General features: G+C 44.9%; 19 protein-coding genes. 8 read left to right on the top strand and 11 right to left on the bottom strand.

Annotation, left to right across the window (positions count from 1 at the left end; translation table 11 throughout):
• The first annotated feature begins 203 nt into the window (after positions 1-203).
• Positions 204-1,064 carry a hypothetical protein gene (locus tag K9J17_12580; GenBank protein MCF8277561.1) on the top strand — a complete coding sequence of 287 codons (861 nt, stop codon included), beginning with the start codon at positions 204-206 and terminating at the stop codon, positions 1,062-1,064.
• A gap of 79 nt (positions 1,065-1,143) precedes the next feature.
• Here the strand turns inward: K9J17_12580 and K9J17_12575 are convergent, their stop codons facing one another.
• Positions 1,144-2,709: a T9SS type A sorting domain-containing protein gene (locus K9J17_12575; protein ID MCF8277560.1), complete on the bottom strand. Its 1,566-nt coding sequence runs from the start codon at positions 2,707-2,709 to the stop codon at positions 1,144-1,146.
• 154 nt (positions 2,710-2,863) lie between these two features.
• Here K9J17_12575 and K9J17_12570 point away from each other — a divergent pair, with 154 nt between their 5' ends.
• Entirely contained in the window at positions 2,864-3,211 is a 348-nt protein-coding gene (locus K9J17_12570; GenBank protein MCF8277559.1) for a carboxypeptidase-like regulatory domain-containing protein, read from the top strand.
• A gap of 87 nt (positions 3,212-3,298) precedes the next feature.
• Here K9J17_12570 and msrB read toward each other — a convergent pair whose 3' ends face one another.
• Both msrB and K9J17_12560 read right to left on the bottom strand, forming a co-directional pair.
• Positions 3,299-3,682, bottom strand: a complete 384-nt coding sequence (gene msrB, locus K9J17_12565; protein ID MCF8277558.1) for a peptide-methionine (R)-S-oxide reductase MsrB — start codon at positions 3,680-3,682, stop codon at positions 3,299-3,301.
• A gap of 74 nt (positions 3,683-3,756) precedes the next feature.
• Entirely contained in the window at positions 3,757-6,168 is a 2,412-nt protein-coding gene (locus K9J17_12560) for a T9SS type A sorting domain-containing protein (GenBank protein ID MCF8277557.1), read from the bottom strand.
• A 317-nt stretch (positions 6,169-6,485) separates the two neighbouring features.
• On the opposite strand from K9J17_12560, the gene K9J17_12555 reads away from it, so the two are divergent.
• The gene (locus tag K9J17_12555; protein ID MCF8277556.1) at positions 6,486-6,881 is read left to right on the top strand and encodes a hypothetical protein; all 396 of its coding nucleotides are present in this window, start codon (positions 6,486-6,488) and stop codon (positions 6,879-6,881) included.
• Here K9J17_12555 and K9J17_12550 read toward each other — a convergent pair whose 3' ends face one another.
• From K9J17_12550 to K9J17_12535, 4 genes are all read right to left on the bottom strand, one after another.
• Positions 6,882-7,967 (bottom strand): efflux RND transporter periplasmic adaptor subunit, encoded by a 1,086-nt coding sequence (locus tag K9J17_12550; GenBank protein MCF8277555.1) that lies wholly within the window; start codon positions 7,965-7,967, stop codon positions 6,882-6,884. It abuts the gene before it with no gap.
• 9 nt (positions 7,968-7,976) lie between these two features.
• Positions 7,977-9,233: an ABC transporter permease gene (locus K9J17_12545; protein MCF8277554.1), complete on the bottom strand. Its 1,257-nt coding sequence runs from the start codon at positions 9,231-9,233 to the stop codon at positions 7,977-7,979.
• Positions 9,230-10,462: an ABC transporter permease gene (locus K9J17_12540; protein MCF8277553.1), complete on the bottom strand. Its 1,233-nt coding sequence runs from the start codon at positions 10,460-10,462 to the stop codon at positions 9,230-9,232. The genes K9J17_12545 and K9J17_12540 overlap by 4 nt, the downstream gene beginning before the upstream one ends.
• A 72-nt stretch (positions 10,463-10,534) precedes the next feature.
• Positions 10,535-11,218, bottom strand: a complete 684-nt coding sequence (locus K9J17_12535) for an ABC transporter ATP-binding protein (GenBank protein ID MCF8277552.1) — start codon at positions 11,216-11,218, stop codon at positions 10,535-10,537.
• A 168-nt stretch (positions 11,219-11,386) separates the two neighbouring features.
• Here K9J17_12535 and K9J17_12530 point away from each other — a divergent pair, with 168 nt between their 5' ends.
• Together K9J17_12530 and K9J17_12525 are read left to right on the top strand one after the other, a co-directional pair.
• On the top strand, positions 11,387-12,202 hold the full coding sequence (locus K9J17_12530) for a universal stress protein (protein MCF8277551.1): 816 nt from the start codon (positions 11,387-11,389) through the stop codon (positions 12,200-12,202).
• A gap of 49 nt (positions 12,203-12,251) precedes the next feature.
• Positions 12,252-12,905: a hypothetical protein gene (locus K9J17_12525; protein MCF8277550.1), complete on the top strand. Its 654-nt coding sequence runs from the start codon at positions 12,252-12,254 to the stop codon at positions 12,903-12,905.
• Between the two features lie 13 nt (positions 12,906-12,918).
• On the opposite strand, the gene K9J17_12520 is transcribed toward K9J17_12525, so the two are convergent.
• The 3 genes from K9J17_12520 to K9J17_12510 all read right to left on the bottom strand — a co-directional run bounded on the left by K9J17_12520 (position 12,919) and on the right by K9J17_12510 (position 16,409).
• Positions 12,919-14,055, bottom strand: coding sequence for a hypothetical protein (locus K9J17_12520; protein ID MCF8277549.1), 1,137 nt, complete (start codon positions 14,053-14,055; stop codon positions 12,919-12,921).
• Positions 14,055-15,488 (bottom strand): MBOAT family protein, encoded by a 1,434-nt coding sequence (locus K9J17_12515; GenBank protein ID MCF8277548.1) that lies wholly within the window; start codon positions 15,486-15,488, stop codon positions 14,055-14,057. The genes K9J17_12520 and K9J17_12515 overlap by 1 nt, the downstream gene beginning before the upstream one ends.
• 87 nt (positions 15,489-15,575) lie before the next feature.
• Entirely contained in the window at positions 15,576-16,409 is an 834-nt protein-coding gene (locus K9J17_12510) for a hypothetical protein (protein ID MCF8277547.1), read from the bottom strand.
• A gap of 95 nt (positions 16,410-16,504) precedes the next feature.
• On the opposite strand from K9J17_12510, the gene K9J17_12505 reads away from it, so the two are divergent.
• Genes K9J17_12505 through K9J17_12495 form a run of 3 tightly spaced genes read left to right on the top strand, consistent with a single transcriptional unit; the run spans position 16,505 to position 20,176 of the window.
• Entirely contained in the window at positions 16,505-18,268 is a 1,764-nt protein-coding gene (locus K9J17_12505; GenBank protein MCF8277546.1) for a DUF885 domain-containing protein, read from the top strand.
• Between the two features lie 30 nt (positions 18,269-18,298).
• Complete coding sequence (locus tag K9J17_12500) at positions 18,299-19,558, top strand: hypothetical protein (GenBank protein ID MCF8277545.1); 1,260 nt, start codon at positions 18,299-18,301, stop codon at positions 19,556-19,558.
• A 12-nt stretch (positions 19,559-19,570) separates the two neighbouring features.
• Entirely contained in the window at positions 19,571-20,176 is a 606-nt protein-coding gene (locus K9J17_12495) for a LysE family transporter (protein MCF8277544.1), read from the top strand.
• An 88-nt stretch (positions 20,177-20,264) separates the two neighbouring features.
• Here K9J17_12495 and K9J17_12490 read toward each other — a convergent pair whose 3' ends face one another.
• Positions 20,265-21,203, bottom strand: a complete 939-nt coding sequence (locus tag K9J17_12490) for a DUF4476 domain-containing protein (GenBank protein ID MCF8277543.1) — start codon at positions 21,201-21,203, stop codon at positions 20,265-20,267.
• Positions 21,204-21,261: the final 58 nt, after the last annotated feature.

Below are 21,261 nucleotides of genomic sequence, written 5' to 3'. Positions count from 1 at the left end.
GTCACGCTGAAAGTAAGCAAGAAACACGAATACTGGCTGCCAGCTCTGTTCTGTACCATTGGTCACACCTACTTGATGGTCAACTAAGACCTTTGATGAACAGGTTTCGTGCATTTGTTCGTTTATAGACAAATCGGTGGTTTTCAAATAAATGCGCACAACAATCACGGATGAACACCTGTTATGGAACTAAAACAACTGCAATGAAGAATTTGAAGAAAGTGTTGGTGGTATTGCTTCTGTTTCCGATGGCGCTTTTCGCTCAGGATAATATGCAGGATGCGATTTACCTGAAGGACGGGAGTATTTACCGCGGTGTGATCATTGAGCAAGTGCCAAATGTGAGTTACAAGATAAAGTCGAATGATGGGAATGTGTTTGCTGTGAAAGTGGCAGACGTGGAGAAGATCACCAAAGAGAAACGTGCATACCCGCAAGGTCATGGGCAGTGGGGACATTGGGGAAACATGCATCCTTGGCATAGCGACAGCACGGCATTTACACCAAAAAAGCGTGGATACTTTATGGAGGTTCAGGTGTTGGTAGAAAACGTACAGGGTGGTGTTCGGATGGTGAATGGATACAAGTTCGGTAGAATGGGCTATCTGGGTATTGGAGTAGGAGTAGACCATGTGTTCTCCAATCCCTTCAATACAAAGGTGAATGGTCTGGACAAGAAAGAAATGGCCGGCATGTATCTGCCATTGTACCTCTATCATTCGGCCGATGGCCCAACGCACGGAAGAATGACCCCGTTCTATGCCATTGAGGCAGGTTATGCCATGGCGTTCAAAGGCATGGGAAAGGACAAAAGCGTGAATGTGGATGACTTCGGTAATCGATTGAAAGGCGGTCCAATTGCCGGATTAGGTCTTGGTTTCAAGGTTCAGAACAGGCGCAATAAGGGACATTTCAGTCTTTTATTCAATGTAAATTACAAACGCGTGAACTATGAGCGCGATGTGTTGTTCATTAATACAGCAGGCCAAGCCATTGGCTCGGTAGTGAAAGAAGATGTGGCCCACCTGATCATACCAGGTATACGTTTAGGCTTCGGGTTCTAAGATATTGGTTGGACCTTCCCCTCTGGGGAGGTTTAGGTTGGTTGAAAGGCTGTCTGCGCAAGCGGATGGCCTTTCTAACTTAATGCCTTATCACCACCTTTCGAGTGGCCTTGCCACCTTCTAAAGTGGTTACCGATAAGAGATAAACGCCATCGGCCAATGTAGAAACGTCTATTCTCCTGGTGGTGGAATCATGGCTTGCTATCAATTTGCCTTGCGCATCGTGCAGTTCAACTACTGCGTTGTCTAATGCTGGAAGGTTGATGGTGATGGCATCCGATACCGGATTTGGATAAATGGAAATATCCGCCCCTAATTCATCTTCTACGCCTAGTATGTTGAATACACAATCGTTGTACGTTGGCTTTTCAGTCGAATTGTCAATCACAATATTCTCGTCTCCAGCTAAATAGATGGTATAGGCAAAATAGATCAGGAACATTTCATCTGTGGTAGCCTCGCCCGCGGTAACCAATTGAGGAGGGTTGTTGGGATTGTTCGGATTGTTGTTGGTGTTATCATAGGTTGCCACCCCATACAACGTACTGGTTGCAGGAATTCGTATCGGTTGCCTGAACTGATAAAAGCCTTGATAATGGAAATCCCATTCAGGAATGTCAAAAAATGGAATGGTCTGGCTCTGCGGAGTTACGGCCCATGATCTCATGGAGGTGCCAATAAGGTGCATGTGCGGGCCAACAGCCAGAACGGTCAGATCTACATTGGGTATGGTATATTGATTGTGGAATGTCCTTACCTCATTTGGGAAAATGACCAGCGGTCCGTCCGTAAGGCTTCCCCCGAAGTTAAGAGGCGCTGTGAAGAACACTTCTCTGGTGTTCCAGGCACCTTGAAACAGATCGAAGTTTATCTTGGTCTGATCTACCTGACCTCCGGTACCGGCCGGGTAGTGCATCTGAAAGATGATATTGCTTCCCGCCAATAACTTGGTGCCCATGTTCTGAGGAAAGAAATAAGGTTGTTCTCCCGGAACCCAAATCCCTATAAGTTTCGAAGAACTGCTACCTGTCCCTCCAAAGCCTGTGTAGCCAGGATTCGGGTCTTGGGCATCCAATTGCAATGGTAGATCGGAAGTATCGGAAAAAACCAGCACATGATGGACCATTTCTCCATTTCCGGGTACGACCTCAAATCCACTTACATACATGTCTTCGGTCAAGCCTGTTGGAATAACGAAACATTGATAGAGGTCGTTATTGTTCTCGAAGTTGGTGAAAGGCTGCATGGTAAGGCTGAGGTCAGGATTTGTAATGACCTCGTTTCCTCCATATACCGGTGCTATAGGTGGTGTTCCTCCGCCTTCGGGCATTCCTCCATTCACCCAAGCATTCAGAATGTCGATCTCCTCCTGAGTCAGCACGCGTTCGTGAGCTAAGCGGTTGTAGTCAGGATCGGGTGGCCATGGTGGCATGTTACCTGCATTCACGGCACCAACAATGCCAAACCCTGCAGCTGTAGCATCATTGTAGGTCATCAGCGGAAACGGTCCTATTCCACCATCATGATGACATGGTGTACAGTTGGTGTAAAGAATACAGGCTACGTTATCGTTGTATGTGGGTGTTTGCGCCTTGGATGCTAAACTGATCAGCATGAAGAAAGATATTGTTCCAAGATGTTTCATGTAGCGGATTTGTCGTAAGACCTCAAGTTGGTCATTTGGTTTAGCAATAGAATAAAATTACGCTGAAAATTCCTGTTGGCACAATAATTGAATTTCTGGCCTGTTAATAGCGGTAGATGAAGAAACAGCTACCTAACCTTTAAACTCAACGATCATGAAAACGACACAAGAGAATTCCGCATTTGCAGGTCAAGGATTAGAGCAATTGTTGCATCTTATATGCTTGCCAGAAACAAAGAATAACAGCACCAACGGTGTGTTCAAGGGGAAGGTGGTCAGCGCCATTACCGGTTCACGTGTTTTTGGTGTAGTGGTAGAATTGGTAGGAACAGGCCGTACGTACATCACATCACCAACAGGTTACTTCAAAATGACCGATGTGCCTGAAGGTATTTACTTAGCACGTTTTTCGTTTCCAGGATTCAAAGAAGTAACCGAAGCCATTGCCATTCTGAATGGCGAACCATTGGATATGACACTTGCATTAGAAGTAGTTGAATAACTGAATGTAGTGAAATGCCACTTTGAGTTTGGTTGAAACGTGGCGTTGTCCCGTATGGGAAGGTTGGCCGATGCGGGACTTTTTTTGCTAATCCTCTTTCTTGAAATCCAACGAAACCGAATTGATGCAATAGCGCAGTCCGGTCTTGTCGCTTGGTCCATCAGGAAATACATGACCCAAATGCCCTCCGCAGTTACCACATAGAACTTCGGTGCGCATCATGCCAAAGCTTCGGTCCGTTTTCTCAATCACAGCTCCTTTATCGGCTGTCTGATAAAAGGCCGGCCAACCGCAGCCACTATCGAATTTAGAACCCGAATCGAAGAGTTTTGTGCCGCATCCGGCACAGAAGTACGAACCATCTGCAAAATGCAGATCGTATTCGCCTGTAAAAGGGCGCTCGGTTCCTTTTTCGCGCAATACATGGTATTGTTCGGGTGTCAGCTTGGCTTTCCAGTCTTTGTCTTCCATGATAAATAACTAAGGTTTAAACAACAATCCCCGCAATGGCGGGGATTGATTTAACATACATCGAATGCTAATGTTTATTGCACAATAAGCTTCTGACGTGTAAGGATGCGCGAACCATCGGTAACCTGCACGAAGTAGATTCCTGCACTTAGTCCATCGTTCGTTATGGTCAGTCGGTCAGTTTTCACTTGCCCGAAGTTCTTCACTTGTTTTCCTGAAGGATCTATCAATTCAATCGAAATATCAGCGCTGAAACGATTGGTGATTGCAAGGGTAGCTGATTCGAGCATCGGGTTAGGGTAGAGGTTCAATTCAATTCCACCATCCACCAATTCGTCAATACCCGTGTAGGCGATCAAACAAGTATGGAATGCGTCAACACGTGTAATGGTTTCCTCATACTTTTCGTTCACCACGGTTTTGATGTCGGAAATGCAGATCAATGTATCGGTGAGCGAGAAGTAATGGATTCGGCAAAGCGGAGTTGGATTCTGAAATTTAGGAATCACCGAATCCTGATAGCTGATACCGATGACCTCAGTTCCTCCAAGTGACCATTCTGGAGTGATAGGATAATCAACAGGGTCAACCAGATTTTCTACGCTCATGATGGTAAGACCAGCCATTTCAAACTGGTAAGCCACCACGTAGTTCTGTGGGTTCTTAATGTAAATATCGATGAAGTGCTGGGCGTGGTCCACGTTGCCAATGCTGAATTCAACCGTATCATAAATATCCGTCAGACCGTAAGGGAAATTGCAATGATCGTGGCTCGAACCCGTTACGTGGCCATCGTTGGTCAATGAGCAATCCATCATCAAAGCAGCATCATATACGTCAATTTCGTTATCTGCATTCAGGTCGTTGCAGGTTGTGGCAGTAATGTCGTTGGCAAGAATATCGGTGACATAGTTGTGTGCATCAAGATTGTTCTGAGCTGCATCAGCATTTATGTCGCCCCGTAGCGTGGTTCCAGCACATACACCATTACAATCTGGTTGGGCCGATCCATAGAGCTCTCCTTGACAATCGATATACGGATTACAATCCTGCAATTGATTGACATAAAGTGCTCCGTTTGCATCTCTACCTATATAGATGCACAATTGAGCCCAGTTGTTGGTATGATTGGTTTCATAATGTCCAAGTGCATCCGGACTATCATCCCAGTTGGCCGTATTCACAAAGGTGTAACGCCCTGTGTCGATGTCAGTAATGTCTATCCACTGGCAATCAAGCCCAGAAGAATAGATATCTCCACAACCAGCTGAAATACCCATGGTGCTGCAGCCATACTGGAACGATCCGCCACCGCTGCATTCAAGGTCCATCACACAGAAACCGTTCTTGAATCCGATTGGAATCAATCCACCGTCAGCGTCATACAGTTTGTATTCGGCATATCCGCGATAATGCGTGTGGTTGTGGCAGTTCACAAAGTCGAATTGATCCGGATTGGCAGATGGACTTCCGATATAGTAATCCATGTTGCCGATATTCTTGATGTGGGTAGAAAATCGGATGATGTCGCGAAGCCCGTACCCGTTCATGCAGTTTTCCTCCACACGGCAATCGTTGGCCGGAATATCCAATGTAGACAGATATAGCGTGTTCGAAAGTTCAACGGCATCAACGGTGAGGTCTGGTCCGTTCGGACAGGCAGGATCGCCAGGGTAAATGCAGTTTCCGTCAGACACAGACGCCAGCGGATTGTAATTACATGCGGTAATATCCATACAGCCAGTAACAGGTCCATTGTAGGTAAGCGACCAGTTGATATCTCCCGTGCAATCTCCATTGCTACTTCCGATGCGAATCCAATATTCAACATTCGCTTCAAGTAATGCACCCCCGATCATGGCCTGTGGCCCGCATCCGCCTTGGTCGTTATCGTAATAGATGGTTCCAGTATTGTCTTCAGCCCAAGGAAGTCCGTTGCAGTATGCATATATCCAAAGCTTTGAATTGCACACATTATCGCAGGCTTCTATCTGGTACGTTCCTGTTTCTGCAGGTGTAAACGAATACCACGTGTTAGAGTGCGGGGCAACATAAGACCCCTCAGCGATCACGAAAGCATCGTTGCAATCCGATCCAGGAGGGCAGTTGAATAGGTTGAAAGTACTGTTGCCAAAATTGCCGCCAGTAGCTATTTCGGTTCCATTCAAAAAGAGTGTGTAGCTCCCATTTCCGTAGCCGCAGCACATGCCATCTCCAAATTGATCATAGATCTCAAATCGCATACAGGTGCTTTCATCTACGCAAAGGGTATCGCCATACCAAGCGTTGTTTGCATATACACCATTCTGACCTCCTTGTGCCAATATATCGCCATCAGAATTGAGAAGGCTCCACGAAGTTTCGTATCCGAAATTGTCAGTAAGGATCTGAATAGCCACCTCTACTTGTCCGGAAGGACACTGGGCTAAAACGCCACCTACACCGATTGTAAGTGACACGATCAAAGAGAGTAATTGTTTTTTCATACAGGTTAAATTGATGTGTCGAAGGTAGAAAATCAAGTGTGCGAAAATGTCTTTAAAATGCTGCAAGTCTTACGCATTCAGAAACGCGGAGATGTGAATGGCGTTGCCGTAGCGTCTGTTTATTACGATGGTATTTAAGGAAAATGTGAGCTATGATTTTCTATGAATACAATTAAATCATCGATGAATGATTGATTAGTATCGATAATTGCTAATTTTAGTACGTTTAATAATGAATTGACCCCTTATGTATCACTGGTTACCAATTAAACTAAGACCCAATGTTGACGAATACCCGAACTTGTTACTCTGATATATTGGAAAAGGTTGTTGTGCCCACTGCTTTGATAATGATTGATGACGATGTCGTCAAGATCTATATCAATCCTGATGTTGAAATGAATGCTGAAACAGCCAAGGAAAATATTGACGCCATTTGGGATATCGTCAAAGACCGAAAGGTCTTTCACATGATTGTGCCGGATTCTACAACCCACATCACCATGGGAATTAACGAATTTGGTGATGAGCAATTTGAAAAGATCAAAAAAGCAGAGGCCCTTGTGATTAAAACACTCGGTCATCGCATACTTGCTAAAGCCTTTATGAATGCCCGCAAGGGCAAATACCCAGTACGTGTGTTCGATTCTGAGAACGATGCAACAGCTTGGTTTAACGAATTACGTGAGCAGGCTGAGGAAATAAACGACTGATCACATCGGTTTCTTGATCTTATCCTCTTCGGTTATTCCGCTCAACACTTCGATGGTTATGCCATCAGACAATCCCAATTTTACAGCTCGTTTCTCAAAGATCTGAGGTGAAGTTTCCACCTCCACAAACGTAGAGTCTGGGCTGTTTCCAAAAATGAGCAAGCCTTCTTGTACGGCCAGAACGCTGTCTCTACGATCAAGCACAATATCTGCATTGGCGCTATAGCCCGAACGAACGAATACACCTTTCTGAAGTTCAACTTCTGCCTTGATCTTGAACTGAATAGCACCATTTTCCTCCACGCCTTTGGGCGAGATATGCTCTAATCTTGCGTGGAAAGTGTGTCCCTCCAACGCACCAATGGTAATGAGAAGATCCATTCCTTCTTTGATCTTGCCCACTTCGCTTTCGTCTACTTTTCCTTCAAAGATCATCTCGCCCATATCGGCAATGGTGGCAATGGTCGTTCCTTCATTGAAGGTGTTGCTCTCAATAACCGAGTTACCTTCTTTCAGTGGAACAGAAAGTACCATTCCATTGGCAGTGGATCGAATAACAGTATTTGAACTACTTCCTTGGTCTTTCAAGGCGCCTTCCTCAATCAGTTGAAGGTTGCTTTCGGCTGCCAAAAGTTCCTGTTTTACGTTCATTAGCTGGGTTCTTACTGGTTGAAATTCTGCCTCAGCAATCACGCCTTGATCGATCAATTTCTTCTGACGGTCGAAGTTCAACTGTGCATCCTGCACGGCCAGTTGCGCCATCTGCAAACGGTTCTGGGCATTATTCAGACTTACCATATCTGGCACGATCTTCACTTTGGCAATGGCATCTCCATTTTTAACCATCTGACCTTCCTCCACAAACACCTTTTCTATGATGCCTGAAACGCGCGGTTTGATGGCCACTTCCTTTTTCGGTGCTATGGTTCCGGTTGCCACTGTTTTTTTGATGATATCACTACGGAAAGCCTGTGTGGTTTCGAAAACAACAGGTGGCTCTTGCGATTTATCGTACAGATGCCAAAGTGTGTATCCGAATCCGCCTAGGATGATGACAACGACCAATATTCTAACAAATGATTTCATATTCTCAGTTCAATTTTCGGTTCGTAAAGCTTCTACAGGTTTTATTTCGAGGGCGCGATAGGCAGGAATGAATCCAGCAAAACAGCCAGAGATGATCAGCACTCCCAAAGCGATCAATATGGTTTGGAAATCAATTTCTGGATTCTTGAACGAATCATCTTCAATCAGCGGTCCAGCAAATTCAACGGCCCAAACGCCCAATACAATTCCAATGTATCCGGCCAAAGAAGTTAAGACCAATGCTTCTAAAATGATCTGACTCACAATGCTCATTGGACTTGCGCCAATGGCTCTTCGTATGCCAATTTCTTTTGTACGCTCCTTCACAATAACGAGCATGATATTGCTGATTCCAATAACGCCTGCAACCAACGTAAGTGTGCCGACAAACCAAATGAGGAAGTTGATGCCAGAAAACACATTGGCGTATTCTGCAAAGTCTTCTTCGTTGTTGTTCGTTCCAAAGGCGAATTCATCGCTTGGATCTACACGGTGACGTTCCTTTAGCACTTTCAAGATCTTGGCTTCCATATCGGCAACAGAAACACCATCAATGGGCATAAATCCATAATAGCTAACCCAATTACCATAGTTGAAAGCCTGCTGAAATGAACTCAATGGAATGAAAATACTCTGAGCATCATCTTCGGCTTCGCGGCCAGCTTTTTTGGTTTTTATTGTTCCTACTACCGTAAAATAAACACCATTGATGCGGATGTTGCTGCCGATGACCTCTTCATTTTCCTCATAGAGGTCGTTCACCACTTTGGCACCGATCACTGCCACTTTCCGTTTCTGATCAACATCCATCTGATTGAGTAATCGACCTTGGGTGATATCAAATGGTTGCAACTGAACCGCTTCAGGATAATCGCCTTTAATGCCGTACGAACCCGTGTTTATGCCACGCACCACGTTTGCCGCACCACGCCATCCACCAACCTCATTTCGCGGAGCAATGACCTTTGCTTCTGGAACAAGTTCGCGCAGTGCCTTTGTGTCTTCGTTACTCATATTGAACCAACGTCCGCTCGGTAAGCCTTTGTATGGTTTGGTGGTCCGTTGTGTCCATACATAAAGCGAGTTAGTGGCAAATCCTTGGAATTCGCTGGAGACACCATTCTGTAAACCAGAACCTGCGCCCAACATGATAATGAGCATGAAAATGCCCCAAAGCACTCCGAAAGCGGTAAGCGCTGTTCGCAGTTTATTGGCACCTAAGGTGTCAAACACTTCGCGCCATCTATCTGTGTCTAAGATGCTCATTCGTCTCGTAAAGCTTCAATTGGACTGATAGATGCGGCTTTGATGGCAGGAATGAGTCCGGCCAAGGTTCCTGAAACAATAAGCACTAGTGTGGCAATGCTAGCGGTGTAAAGATCCACTTCCGGATTTTGGAATATCCCAGGATCTTCAATCATACCGCTTACTGCCTCTAAGGTGAAAACACCAGCGACCAAACCCATGTAACCAGCAATACTTGTAATGAAAATGGCTTCCATGATGATGAGTGATACCACCGAAAATGGCGTGGCGCCCAAGGCTTTTCGAATGCCGATCTCACGAGTTCGTTCTTTCACCACGATCATCATGATGTTGCCGATTCCCACAATTCCTGCAATGATGGTTCCAATGCCGATGATCCAAACGAACAGACTGATGGCGTTCAGTACGTTCAATATCTGCATGAATTGATCTGTGGTATTGTTGATCCAAACGGCACGTTTGTCTTCTGGAGAGAACTGGTGCAAGGCGGCAAGTCTATCTCGGATATCCTGTTCAATCAGCAAGCTTTCTTCCGGTGTAGCATCTCCAATGGTTGAGCTGATGGCATGCACATTTCTGCCTCGGTCAAATACCATTTGCCCAACAGTGAGTGGAATGTAGCCTCTTCTGTTGTCGCGTGCGCCACCGCCATCTTTAAAGGTTCCGATCACCTTGAAAGAGATGCCGCCAACGTTTAATTCTTTGCCTAAATGATCTCCATTCGGAAAAAGTTCTTCTTGGACCGGAAGACCTAAGACAATCACTTTTCTACGTTCGGAAACGTCTGTTTCATTCAGAAATCGGCCCGTGACCATTGTCGCATTTTCGGCATAGAATTGCCCAACCTCGGTCGCAATCACTCCAAAAGTTCCCTTTTTGTCACCATAGACCATGTTCTTGTCTTGCACCCAAATTCGAGAAGCGATATTCTCCAATCCTTTTACATTTCCATTGTCAATGGCTTCGTGGTCTTCATCTGTAAAACGAATGTTGCGACCAGGCTTCATTCCCTTAAAAGGAATGGTTGTCCGTCCTTGGTAAACCCAAATGCTGTTGATGGCGTCTTCCTCAAATTCGGATTCAAAACCGTTGCGCAGTCCGTTGCCAGAACCAAGGAGAATGATGAGCATGAAGATTCCCCAAAACACACTGAATCCAGTAAGGAACGTTCTGAGTTTGTTCTTACTGATGGTTTCGAATATCTCTTGCCATTTGTCAGCGTCAAACACTTCTCAAGAATTCTAAATGAATAATTAAGAATGAAAAATTGGAATTTGCGTGCATGTTTCGTGGTCGCATTATTAATTCCTAATTCTTAATTCCTCACTGTCAATCAGTCCATCCTTCATGAGGATGACACGGTCTGTCTGTGCTGCAATGTCGTGTTCGTGTGTTACGATGACCACGGTCATTCCCGCAGCATTCACATCCTTCAGCATTTGCATTACTTCGGATGAAGTGGTGCTATCAAGTGCACCTGTCGGTTCATCTGCCAAAATGAGCCTTGGCTTGGTAACCAATGCACGGGCAATGGCCACACGCTGTTTCTGCCCACCGCTCATTTCGCTTGGCAGATGTTCAGCCCAATCCAAAAGACCAACCTGTTCCAAGTATTCCAATGCGATCTTATTCCGTTTGCGTCTTCCAACTCCTTGGTAGTAGAGCGGAAGTGCCACGTTTTCCATCGCATTCTTGAAGTTGACCAAGTTGAAACTCTGAAAAACGAAGCCCAGCAGCTTGTTTCGATATTGGGCTGCTTTCGTCTCGCTCAGATCTTTGATAAGCGTACCATCTAAGTAATAGGAGCCGGAATCGTAATTATCTAGAATTCCGAGGATATTGAGCAAGGTGGATTTACCTGTTCCGGAAGAACCCATGATGGAAACCAGTTCGCCTTCTGAAATGCTCAGGTCAATTCCTTTGAGTACTTCCAAACGGTTGCTGCCCATTTGGTATGATTTCCTGATTCCGGATAGTTCTATCATTCGGTTGCGAAAATAGACGGAAGTTTCGGCCCCATTCGTTAAGAACTATTGGCTTGTGTTAAATATTGTGAAGACCGCAATGTTGTTGAGGTTAATCATAATGACCATTGAGAAATGTCATGGCCTTAGGGAACAGGGTAGGTAATTTGCGTTCAAATAGAAACCATTATGAAGCGAATACTCGTACCTACAGATTTCTCCGAAACGGCCTATGCAGCTGCAGAAGTGGCTGCAAGCATTGCTAAAAAGACGAATGCCCGCGTTTATCTGCTGCATGTGGTAAGCTTGTTGGAATACGGTGATGAAGAGGAGATTTCTAAACAGATATTCGTGATGAAACTGGTTAGAAAACGTATGCAAGAAATGGTGAATCAACCGTTCTTCGAAGGGGTAAATGTTGTGGAAGCACTTCAGTTCGACCTAATTCATGAAAACGTTTCTAAGCTTGCCATCAAACACGAAATTGACCTGATAGTGATGGGTTCGCATGGTGCAAGCGGAATCAAGGAGATCATTTTTGGCTCGAATGCACAGAAAATACTCAGACGATCCAAATGTCCGGTACTTACGGTGAAACGCGTTCCAGATTCATTGGATTTCAAAACCATTGTTTTTGCTTCCAACTTCAACAAAGAAGTGGAAACCGCTTTCATCAATGTTCAGCGATTTGCAGAGTTGTTCAATGCAAAACTTCATCTGCTCAGAGTGTGCACCGTTGGAGAATTTGAAACCACCAAAACCTGCAACCAACAGATGCACGACCTTGCCAAAGCAACCGGTTTGACGGATTACACGGTGAACGTGGTGAATGCTGAAACCTTAGAATCTGGTATCAGTGAATTTACGGGGATGATCGGAGCAGATCTGACTGCGATTGCCACACACGGCAGAGACGGATTGTTCCATATTCTGATGGGAAGTAGAACGGAAGATCTTGTCAATCACGAACAGATTCCGATTCTGAGTGTAGCCATTCAAGATTAGCCTTCTCAAGTTCTAGCATTCGTTCAACTACTTCGATTATTTTCGAAGCATGAATCGTTTGCTATGGTTGGCCATTATTATCTGTTCCATTTTTATTGGATGTAAAGAGGACTCAGATCCATGTCGGCCAATATGGGATTTGGATACGCGCGACATTGCTGCATATGCCAAAACAGACACTGGATGGTTGTCGTTGGTTGTCTACAATCCAAGTACGGTTAATGCTATTTCGCTTTCTCAGCAGACCTTAAAAGGAGATTTTGAGGTCAGTATCGATCACATCGTTTTGGATTCAAACGATGTGCTTGGACCACAGTTTCGAATGGAAATCTATGACTTGGATGATGAAAATGTGTTGAGCGGAGTGGCAGTTCATCAAGGCGAAGCATATGCTTATGTGAATGCCCAACAGTTTGAGGAGCATCTTAGACTTATTCCTACCAACGAAGGTTCGATGAAGATTGAACGTAGCGGAAACATTGTCTCGAGCTCGTTTACCTTCGGAAGCGTGTCATACGCCTATTCAGATTCAGTGGAAGTTAAGCCTGTTGGCGTTCGTTTAGTTCTTGGAGCGTTGAGTGCTGGTCAAGGTCGAATTGGTGTTTGGGTGGATAATTTCCAATCCTACGATTACGAACATGGAAATTCTACGACTACTGGGGCAGAAGTTGAATTAGACCGATTCCGCTGCAACAGCTGGTGATTTTCAGAAACGATCAGTAGTCGTCCGTGTACTCAGGTGAGTTTCTTATCACGTGACCAATATGTGTTTCCAGCGACCAGAACAAGACGATGTCGGGTTTTACTTGTAACACGATTTTTTCTGGAAGGTCATAATTCCATGCATCGAAAATGAATACCGATTCGGAGAATGATTCTTTGAAAAATGGTCTCAGATAATCTCCGAATGAATCTCGGATGATCAGAATTCTTGGTCCCGTGGTGTCTGATTTCCGATAAGAGAACTCGTATTGGTCTGGAAAAGGGAGTTCTGGTGTGGGGGGGAACCCGTAAGAAAATTGAATAGCGTCTTCGTTCGAGTCGATTGGCACTTTTATGGCAACCGAGTCTTCAAACCCTAAAACTCCTGCATGAAATCCGCCAATTCCCCATTTTTCTTTCCATCCATAGGCACTGAACGGTTTGTGTTCCAGCTGTGGGAAATCTTTCTTCAAGGTTTCAATGATGTATGCTGAAACCGAATAGCCAGCTTGGTAATTCCAGTGGTTGTCTCGCTTCTGATACACCTCAACGCTATCTCTCGCCTTGATAAGCACTTCGGTAGGGTCATAAACCAGATCTGGAAATGCTGCATTCAGAAATTCCTGCAATTGAGCAACACGTTTCGGACGAGGAGAAATGGGTGCGTTATACTTCAATTTGTCTTTGTATACATAATGCTTCATGGGCATGATGTACCAATGGTAAACGATTCCAAGTGAGTCGAGGAATGTACTGCGCCTTTGCCATTCAGTTTTAAAAGCTGCGAGATGCGCAGGCGTGAAATCCTTCTTTCCTGCCAAAATGTTTCCTTCCTTTTGTGTTAGGAAATACCAGCCATCGTTGCCAAGCATGGTTTTTTCCGGATATGGAGAAACCCTCAGCCAACGAAGTTTCACGAATTTGTATAACTCCAATAATGGTGGTTTAAAACTGAAAGCGTCTTCGAAATAGGCATCAAACTGGCCCGGAAAGATTTCCATGTGGTCCAATTTCAATGTTGGTTTCTCATGGAAATCCCTGTTTTCGTCCTTTTGCTCAAAGTTCCAAATAGAGAAGTTCTGATTTATGAGTGGCACGGATAGCATCGCCACAAACAGCACGGAAAGAATGTATTTGCTCAGATGTCCCATTAGAATCTGAAATAGATGAATGGGTTATATGAATCGGCATTTTCATACATCGCGCAGCTCAGAACGATGAGTAGTAGCACAGCAGCCTTGAACAATTCTAAAGGCCACTGATGCCAATTGCCCAATTTAGAAAGCTGAGTAGTAATCCAATTAAGTACAAGTTGAGGAAGCGTGGTAGAGAACAAGCCAGCAGCTGCAAGAACGAGCAGTTTCTCGCGGTCAACAAATTGTAGAACTGAAATAGGATTCGATTCTCCTAATCCGAACAGCAAACCGACATAATTGGAGGCGCTGCTGAAATCCTCTATTCGGAAGAACACCCAACCAACGAGAACCACCAGCATGGTATATGACCACGAGATCGGGCGAGGAAGTCGGTCCAATAAATTGTTCATCCCAAGTCGTTCCAGTACGAGGAAAAACCCGTGGAACAAGCCCCAGAAGATGAAACTCCAGGTGGCTCCATGCCAAAGTCCAGTAAGAAAAAAGACGGTAAGCAGGTTGATGTAAGTACGCGCAACACCCATTCTGTTTCCACCAAGCGGGATGTAGACGTAATCTCTGAACCACGTAGAAAGCGACATGTGCCAACGCCTCCAAAACTCCTGAATACTTCTAGAGACATATGGGAAGTTGAAATTCTCCAGAATTCTGAATCCGAGCATTCTTCCAATACCGATTGCCATATCAGAGTAACCTGAAAAGTCGAAATAGATCTGGAACGCGTAGGCAACGATTCCGAGCCATGCCACGGATGTGGATAGTTCTGTCACAGGCAAGTCCATTATTTCATCGGCAATGATGGCGCAGGTGTTGGCCAAGATCACCTTTCGGAACAGACCAATGATGAAACGTTGAACGCCAGAATGGAATAGGTCGATGGAAAGAACCCTGTTTCTGATCTGATCAATGATGTCGTGGTAGCGAACAATCGGACCAGCGATCAATTGTGGAAAGAAACTCACATACAAGGCTGTTTCGGCCAATTTCAGTTTGCGTTTGTCGTGCTGGCGATAAATATCCCACAGCATGGACATCTGTTGAAATGTGAAGAATGAGATGCCGAGCGGTAAACGGATCTTGATGCGAGGAATCTCCATGGCAAATCCTATGGAGCTGAATACCAAGTTCAAGTTCTCTGCCATGAAGCCCAGATACTTGAAGCTGATAATGATGAGCGCGTTTGTTATAATTCCGATCTGTAACCAGCGCTTTCTACTCATTCCGTCCGTGGCCACAATTCGAGAGGCAAGCACATGATTGATGATGATGGAACCGATCAGGATCAGTGTGTCTGTAACGCCACCCCAAGCGTAGAACAGCAGGCTGAAAAAGAGCAGCAGAAAATTCCGTGCATTCTTTTTAAAGACCAGGTTCAGAAGTAGAACCGTGGGCAAAAAAGCGAAGAGAAACAGCAGACTGCTGAAAAGCATTCGAAGGGTTTCGGCTAGTTGCCTGCGAAAGTATTAAAGGTGTTAGATTATTCTGAAGCTTGCGAGAACTTGAATCTCTTCAAGTAACTATTTCTCTTCCAACTTTGGTTTATCCATCCAAAGACCCGTTTCAAAGATCACTCCGAATCGAAGTGTCATGAACGATGGATTCTGTTCCCAAGCTCCGAAAGGTGTAGGAAGGTCTGCGCCCGTGTGGAAAATGGCGCTGGTAGCAAAGTTGATTCCGATATGCGGTTTAAGAATAAGTTGAGGGTCGATCACCCACTTGTAAGCGAATTCTAATCCCAGTTCGAATTGTTTCTTCTCAATTTCTACTGAGGATTGGTTTTTCAAAGTTCCCGTTGAACCTACTATTGATGCTGGTCCGCTTGTAATGTTTTGTGTGGATGTTCCCTTGTAAGAAAGCTGCCAACTTGGTTTGAACAAGAGCGCCAAGTGGAACTTCCTGCTCAGTTCGATAATAGGTTTGATGTAAAAACCCATGTAGGTCATGTTGGCTTTTTCATATACATCTACGCCAATAACAGCGGTTCCATTGCCAGTATCGTACTCAGCCTGTGCAGGAAATCCGATGTCATAACCACGTCCACTGAACACAAATCCAGTAGCAATGGCCAGTTTATGCCGAATGCGGATTCGAACACCAATACCTGAATCATAACCGAATCCGCCAACCGCCTTATAGAAAGCTCCTGAAATGGTGCTTGGTGTGTAAAAATGCGAGTAGCCAATGGAACCGAACGCTTCAATACCGAATTTCGGCCCCCAACGGTGAAGTTGATTCAGTTCTTCCTGACTTACAGGATTCCGTTGCTTTTCAGGTGCATAATAATCTTCGTCCTGCGCAAAGCAGAACTGAAAACCAATCAACAAGAAGATTACGGTGTAAAGAAATCTCACAGCATCAAAGTTACCGATACAGATACAGTTCTCATCAAATTGAAAAGACGATTTGCCGACACGGTCATAAAGGTATCTTTGACCAAATTACCAGCATGAGATTCCTCGTTTATTTTTTCGCCATCGCCTTGTTGATTTCCTGCTCGGAAACGAAACATCCTCAAACCATGGATTTTAAAGCCTTCGAAGACCGTTTCATTACTGAATTCTGGAAACAGAATCCCGGTTGGGCATCCTACGTTGGGTTTCACGATTACGATTCGTTGCTCATTATTCCGAATGAGGAGAGCCGAAATGCTGAAATGGCTTTTTGCAAGTCCTATCTCGATTCGCTCAAGCAATTCAATCAAAGCAAGATGAGCCCTTCTGAATTGACCGATCTGCTCATGATCCGCAATCAGTTGGAAAGTACCATCTGGTACACCGAGGTTTTTAAGGGGCACGAATGGAACCCTTCCAGTTATAACGTTGGAGGTGCGTTTGGCATTATGATCAATGGAAGATATGCGCCATTGGATGAACGTTTACGTGCCATGTCGACAAAAATGGAGCAGTTGGACGCGTATTACGAAGCAGCCAAGGCAAACATCAAGAATCCAACGGTTCAACATACCGATCTGGCCATTATGCAGAACGAAGGAGCGCTGGCCGTGTTCGGTTCATCGTTAATTGATAGTGTAGATGCTTCGGGGTTGAGTCATGTCGAAAAAGAGAATCTGCTTGCCAATATCGAATTCGCCAAAATGGCCATTCAAGATTACATCGATTTCCTTTCGATGGAGGTGAAACCAACGTTGAAAGATAATGCCCGCGATTTTCGGATAGGGAGGGAGCTCTTTACGCAGAAGTTCCAATACGATATTGTCAGTACCTATTCCGCTGAAGAGGTTTACGAAAAAGCAGTTGAAACCAAGGTTGAATTGCACGGAAAGATGTTGGCGCTTACCAAAGATCTTTGGTCAACTTATTTCGGAACGAAAGCCATGCCATCGGATACACTTTTGGCTATCAGAAGCATGATTGACAAACTATCGCTGCAGCATTGCCATCGCGATAGCTTTCAGGCCACAATTGAAGCGCAGATTCCAGAACTGACCAAGTTTGTCAATGATCAAGACCTTCTTTTTCTCGACCCGGAAAAACCGTTGGTGATTAGGCGAGAACCCGCTTACATGGCAGGGGTTGCTGGAGCTTCTATTTCTGCACCTGGACCATACGATAAGTTCGGGGATACCTATTACAATGTAGGAACCTTGGAGAATTACACGGCAGATGAAGCCGAAAGCTACCTGCGCGAATACAACAGTTACATTCTTCAAATACTGAATATCCACGAAGCGATTCCTGGTCACTATGCCCAATTGGTGTACGCCAATCAAGCACCAAGTTTGGTGAAAAGTATATTTGGCAATGGCGCCATGATTGAAGGTTGGGCGGTGTATACCGAGCGGATGATGCTGGAAGAAGGCTACGGAAACAATTCGCCAGAAATGTGGTTGATGTACTACAAATGGAATTTGCGAACAGTTTGTAATACTATTTTGGACTATTCTATTCACGTAAACGGCATGACCGAGGAACAAGCAATGGATCTGTTGGTCGATCAGGCGTTTCAGCAAGAGGCCGAAGCCAAGGGCAAGTGGAAAAGAGCAACACTATCGCAAGTGCAATTGTGCAGTTATTTTACCGGATTTTACGAGATCATGCAATTGCGCAATGAGTTGAAAGAAAAGCAAGGCGATGCCTTTAAATTGAAAGCATTTCATGAAGAATTCCTTTCTTTCGGATCTGCTCCTGTCAAGTACGTTAGGGATATGATGCTTGAAAACAGCGATCAGCAAACCGCGTCTGACAATTGATCATTCTGAATTAACTATTAATCATAACGGTTGGCCATTTCTCTCGACTTTATACGTGACCGGATAGGTGGACTTCGCAAGCAGTGCGAAGGCTTGGAAGATGTTGCCGGTATTTCGTTGGCGCATTTCACATCGGCATTCGATGTGCCTGCTTCCCATTGGAGCAAGCTGTTTCATGAAAGCGGCAATTTTCTGCTTTCGGCACCTTACTTGGCAGCCTTGGAGCAGCATCCTTACAAGGGAATGTGCTTCCATTACATGGTGGCTTATCGGCAAGAAGAACCAGTAGCCATCCTTTACTATCAGGAAACAGACGTTCATATTGCCAATGTGGATAAGAACGTTGACACCGATAAGGTTGGCGATACGCAATCGTTTTTCAGCAAAGCCAAAGGCGTTATTTCCTCCAGTTTGGAAAGCGTGAAAGCTCGTTTGCTCATTCAGGGAAACCTTTTGCAATCGGGCGACCACGGTGCCTATTTCAGCGAAAGCTTAACTATTCCCGAACGTGCTTTCATTGTAGATAGCGCATGGAGGAAGATCGTAGAATCAAACCGATCTGGCAAGAAAATACGTTGCGTCCTCATCAAGGATGTTTCGGAAGCGTTGGAATCGAAGATTGTTGCTTTGGATGATGACTTTACATCTTTTGCTGTACAGCCGAACATGGTTTCAGCCATTCGCCCAGAATGGAAGGAATTTGAAGATGTGATGAACGATTTCAGTTCCAAGTATCGCGTTCGAGCCAAAGCTGCTTACAAGAAATCGGAGCATCTTGAAGTTCGCGAGTTGAACGCTATCGAAATTCAAGAACGGAATGATCTGATCATGGAACTGTTCAAGAATGTAGAAGCTGGTGCGGATTTTCATATGGTCAGCATCCATCCGCGCTATTTCGTGGATCTGAAAGCCGCACTTGAAGACCGTTTTATTGTGAAAGGATATTTCGATGGGGAAAATCTGATCGGGTTTTATTCCTACATCAAAGGCGTGGAGCACAACTATGCCAGCTTTGTGGGATTGAATTACGATTACAATAGGGATTGTTCGCTCTATCAGAACATCCTTTACAGCCTATTGGATGATTCCATCAAAGATGGCGCGAAAAGCATCGATCTAGCACGTACTGCCATGGAGATCAAAAGCACGATGGGTGCAGAACCGCAGCAGTATCAATTGCTGGTCAAGCATCTCAATGGAATCACCAATTCAATTGTGAAACGATTCATTCAGAACATCCGCCCCAAGGAATGGACGCAAAGACGACCTTTCAAGGACGATCCGAAATAGTAAATTAGCTCCATGGCATTTGTGGAGGGTTTTCTTCTCGGATTGGGCATGATCATCTTCATTGGCCCTGTTTTTTTCACCTTACTTAAAAGTGCCCTCAACTATGGCTTTTGGGCTGGAATGATGGTGGCACTTGGCATTTTCATCAGTGATGTGGTCTGCGTAATTCTGTGCTCATTTGGTGCCATTCCATTCTTCCAAAATCCAGAAAATCAATTTTGGTTGGCTTTGGGCGGTAGCCTAATTCTATTCATGCTCGGACTCAAATACATACTCAAACCCAACATCAATGCAGATGCTGATCTGAAGCTGAAAGCAGGGCATTACACTGCTTATTTTGCCAAAGGGTTCTTGGTCAACTTCGTCAATCCCTTTGTGTTTTTGGTCTGGATTGGGGTTATTGGCCTAGCGCAGGGGAAATATGGAGCAGGGCAGGAGCTGTGGCTGTTTCTTGGGGCAGCATTGCTCGGAATTCTCTTAACTGATAGCGGCAAGGTGATATTTGCTCACCGCATCAAAAAGTTCGTGCAACCCAATTTCCTCGTTCGTGCCTATCAGGTAATTGGTGTGGTGATGCTTGGCTTTGGTTTCCGCTTTTTGTGGTTTGCTTTGGGGTGAAATCAACAAGCTGTTAATCATTGAATCTCTGCGCACATTCTTAGAAAGACAAAGCGTTCTGATTGAACAAATCTGAGTTTCTGAAAAATCATTCACCTAAAATTGCCTTGTTCAGCGCGTCAATACTGGCTTCTTTTTCAAATAAACTGTTCATTTTAAAGTAGCTGCCTTTGTCGAGTATGTATGGGTAAGCATAGATGGCTAAATCCAAACGAGACTCTTCGGTTTGATAAAGCGAGGCAATGCGCTTGATCTGATCTGTTGTAAGGCAATTGGTGCTTACGATCTGTTTTCCGGAAAGCAATCGGCCTTCTTCGCTACTTCTAACTGTAATGCTCTTAAGCGCCATTTCAAAATCTTGATTACCTAGGATTGTGCCGCCACAAGGAAGGTCGCCACCGCTAGCTGTTCCAGTTCCTTGCATCGTAGTAACGGTAGTGGTTTCTTCGACAATAGGTTGACTGGTTCCCGTGTTGATATTTACACTACCACCAAGTCCACCAAAGCTCATGCTAACACCATCTTGCACAGTGGTCCCAACCGTACGGGTAGTAGTGGTTTGCTGCATGGTTCCAGGAGCGCCTCCGCCAACTACAACAACCGTTGGAGTATTGTCTTCTTCAATGTATCGTGGATAAAGACTATGCGATTTCCAGCCGATCTTCATTGGACCTTTCTTACTATGTTCCACAACAAAGGTGGCATCCACACGGCTACCGTGCGAATCGGTAAGTTGCAGCAGCTTGCGCACTGCTGGCTCTAACGAAGGATCTTCAAATACTGCTTCGCACGAATAATATGGCTGAGTAAGGTTGATGAGTCGAACCTCGGTCTGAGGCGTATCGTTCATCTTTTGTCCGTTTAGGAAGATGGTGAACAGGTAACCTTCTTTGCTGTAAAACGTGGCATGCGAAACTTGCTGCGCTACGGCACTTAAGCTTAAAGATGTCGTCAAGAGAAGAATAAGAAATCGCATTGCCAAATGTTGATGGTTGTAGATTGAGTTAGAGGAGTGTAAATTTCGCATTCCGAATTAATTTTAATCGCATGACTTCTTCAATTGAGAAGAACAAAGCCATGCTACA

Source organism: Flavobacteriales bacterium (assembly GCA_021739695.1).
In the GTDB taxonomy this organism is placed as follows: domain Bacteria; phylum Bacteroidota; class Bacteroidia; order UBA10329; family UBA10329; genus UBA10329.
Note: the sequence above shows the minus strand (reverse complement) of the source record. Positions and strands in the feature narration are given on the sequence as shown.

Bases quoted from the DNA above. Each gene is read 5' to 3' on its own strand.
- msrB (MCF8277558.1), bottom strand. From the start codon at position 3,682: ATGGAAGACAAAGACTGGAAAGCCAAGCTGACACCCGAACAATACCAT.
- K9J17_12560 (MCF8277557.1), bottom strand. From the start codon at position 6,168: ATGAAAAAACAATTACTCTCTTTGATCGTGTCACTTACAATCGGTGTA.
- K9J17_12545 (MCF8277554.1), bottom strand. From the start codon at position 9,233: ATGAGCATCTTAGACACAGATAGATGGCGCGAAGTGTTTGACACCTTA.
- K9J17_12520 (MCF8277549.1), bottom strand. From the start codon at position 14,055: ATGGGACATCTGAGCAAATACATTCTTTCCGTGCTGTTTGTGGCGATG.
- K9J17_12550 (MCF8277555.1), bottom strand. From the start codon at position 7,967: ATGAAATCATTTGTTAGAATATTGGTCGTTGTCATCATCCTAGGCGGA.
- K9J17_12495 (MCF8277544.1), top strand. From the start codon at position 19,571: ATGGCATTTGTGGAGGGTTTTCTTCTCGGATTGGGCATGATCATCTTC.
- K9J17_12580 (MCF8277561.1), top strand. From the start codon at position 204: ATGAAGAATTTGAAGAAAGTGTTGGTGGTATTGCTTCTGTTTCCGATG.
- K9J17_12490 (MCF8277543.1), bottom strand. From the start codon at position 21,203: ATGCGAAATTTACACTCCTCTAACTCAATCTACAACCATCAACATTTG.
- K9J17_12570 (MCF8277559.1), top strand. From the start codon at position 2,864: ATGAAAACGACACAAGAGAATTCCGCATTTGCAGGTCAAGGATTAGAG.
- K9J17_12515 (MCF8277548.1), bottom strand. From the start codon at position 15,488: ATGCTTTTCAGCAGTCTGCTGTTTCTCTTCGCTTTTTTGCCCACGGTT.
- K9J17_12535 (MCF8277552.1), bottom strand. From the start codon at position 11,218: ATGATAGAACTATCCGGAATCAGGAAATCATACCAAATGGGCAGCAAC.
- K9J17_12525 (MCF8277550.1), top strand. From the start codon at position 12,252: ATGAATCGTTTGCTATGGTTGGCCATTATTATCTGTTCCATTTTTATT.
- K9J17_12530 (MCF8277551.1), top strand. From the start codon at position 11,387: ATGAAGCGAATACTCGTACCTACAGATTTCTCCGAAACGGCCTATGCA.
- K9J17_12575 (MCF8277560.1), bottom strand. From the start codon at position 2,709: ATGAAACATCTTGGAACAATATCTTTCTTCATGCTGATCAGTTTAGCA.
- K9J17_12505 (MCF8277546.1), top strand. From the start codon at position 16,505: ATGAGATTCCTCGTTTATTTTTTCGCCATCGCCTTGTTGATTTCCTGC.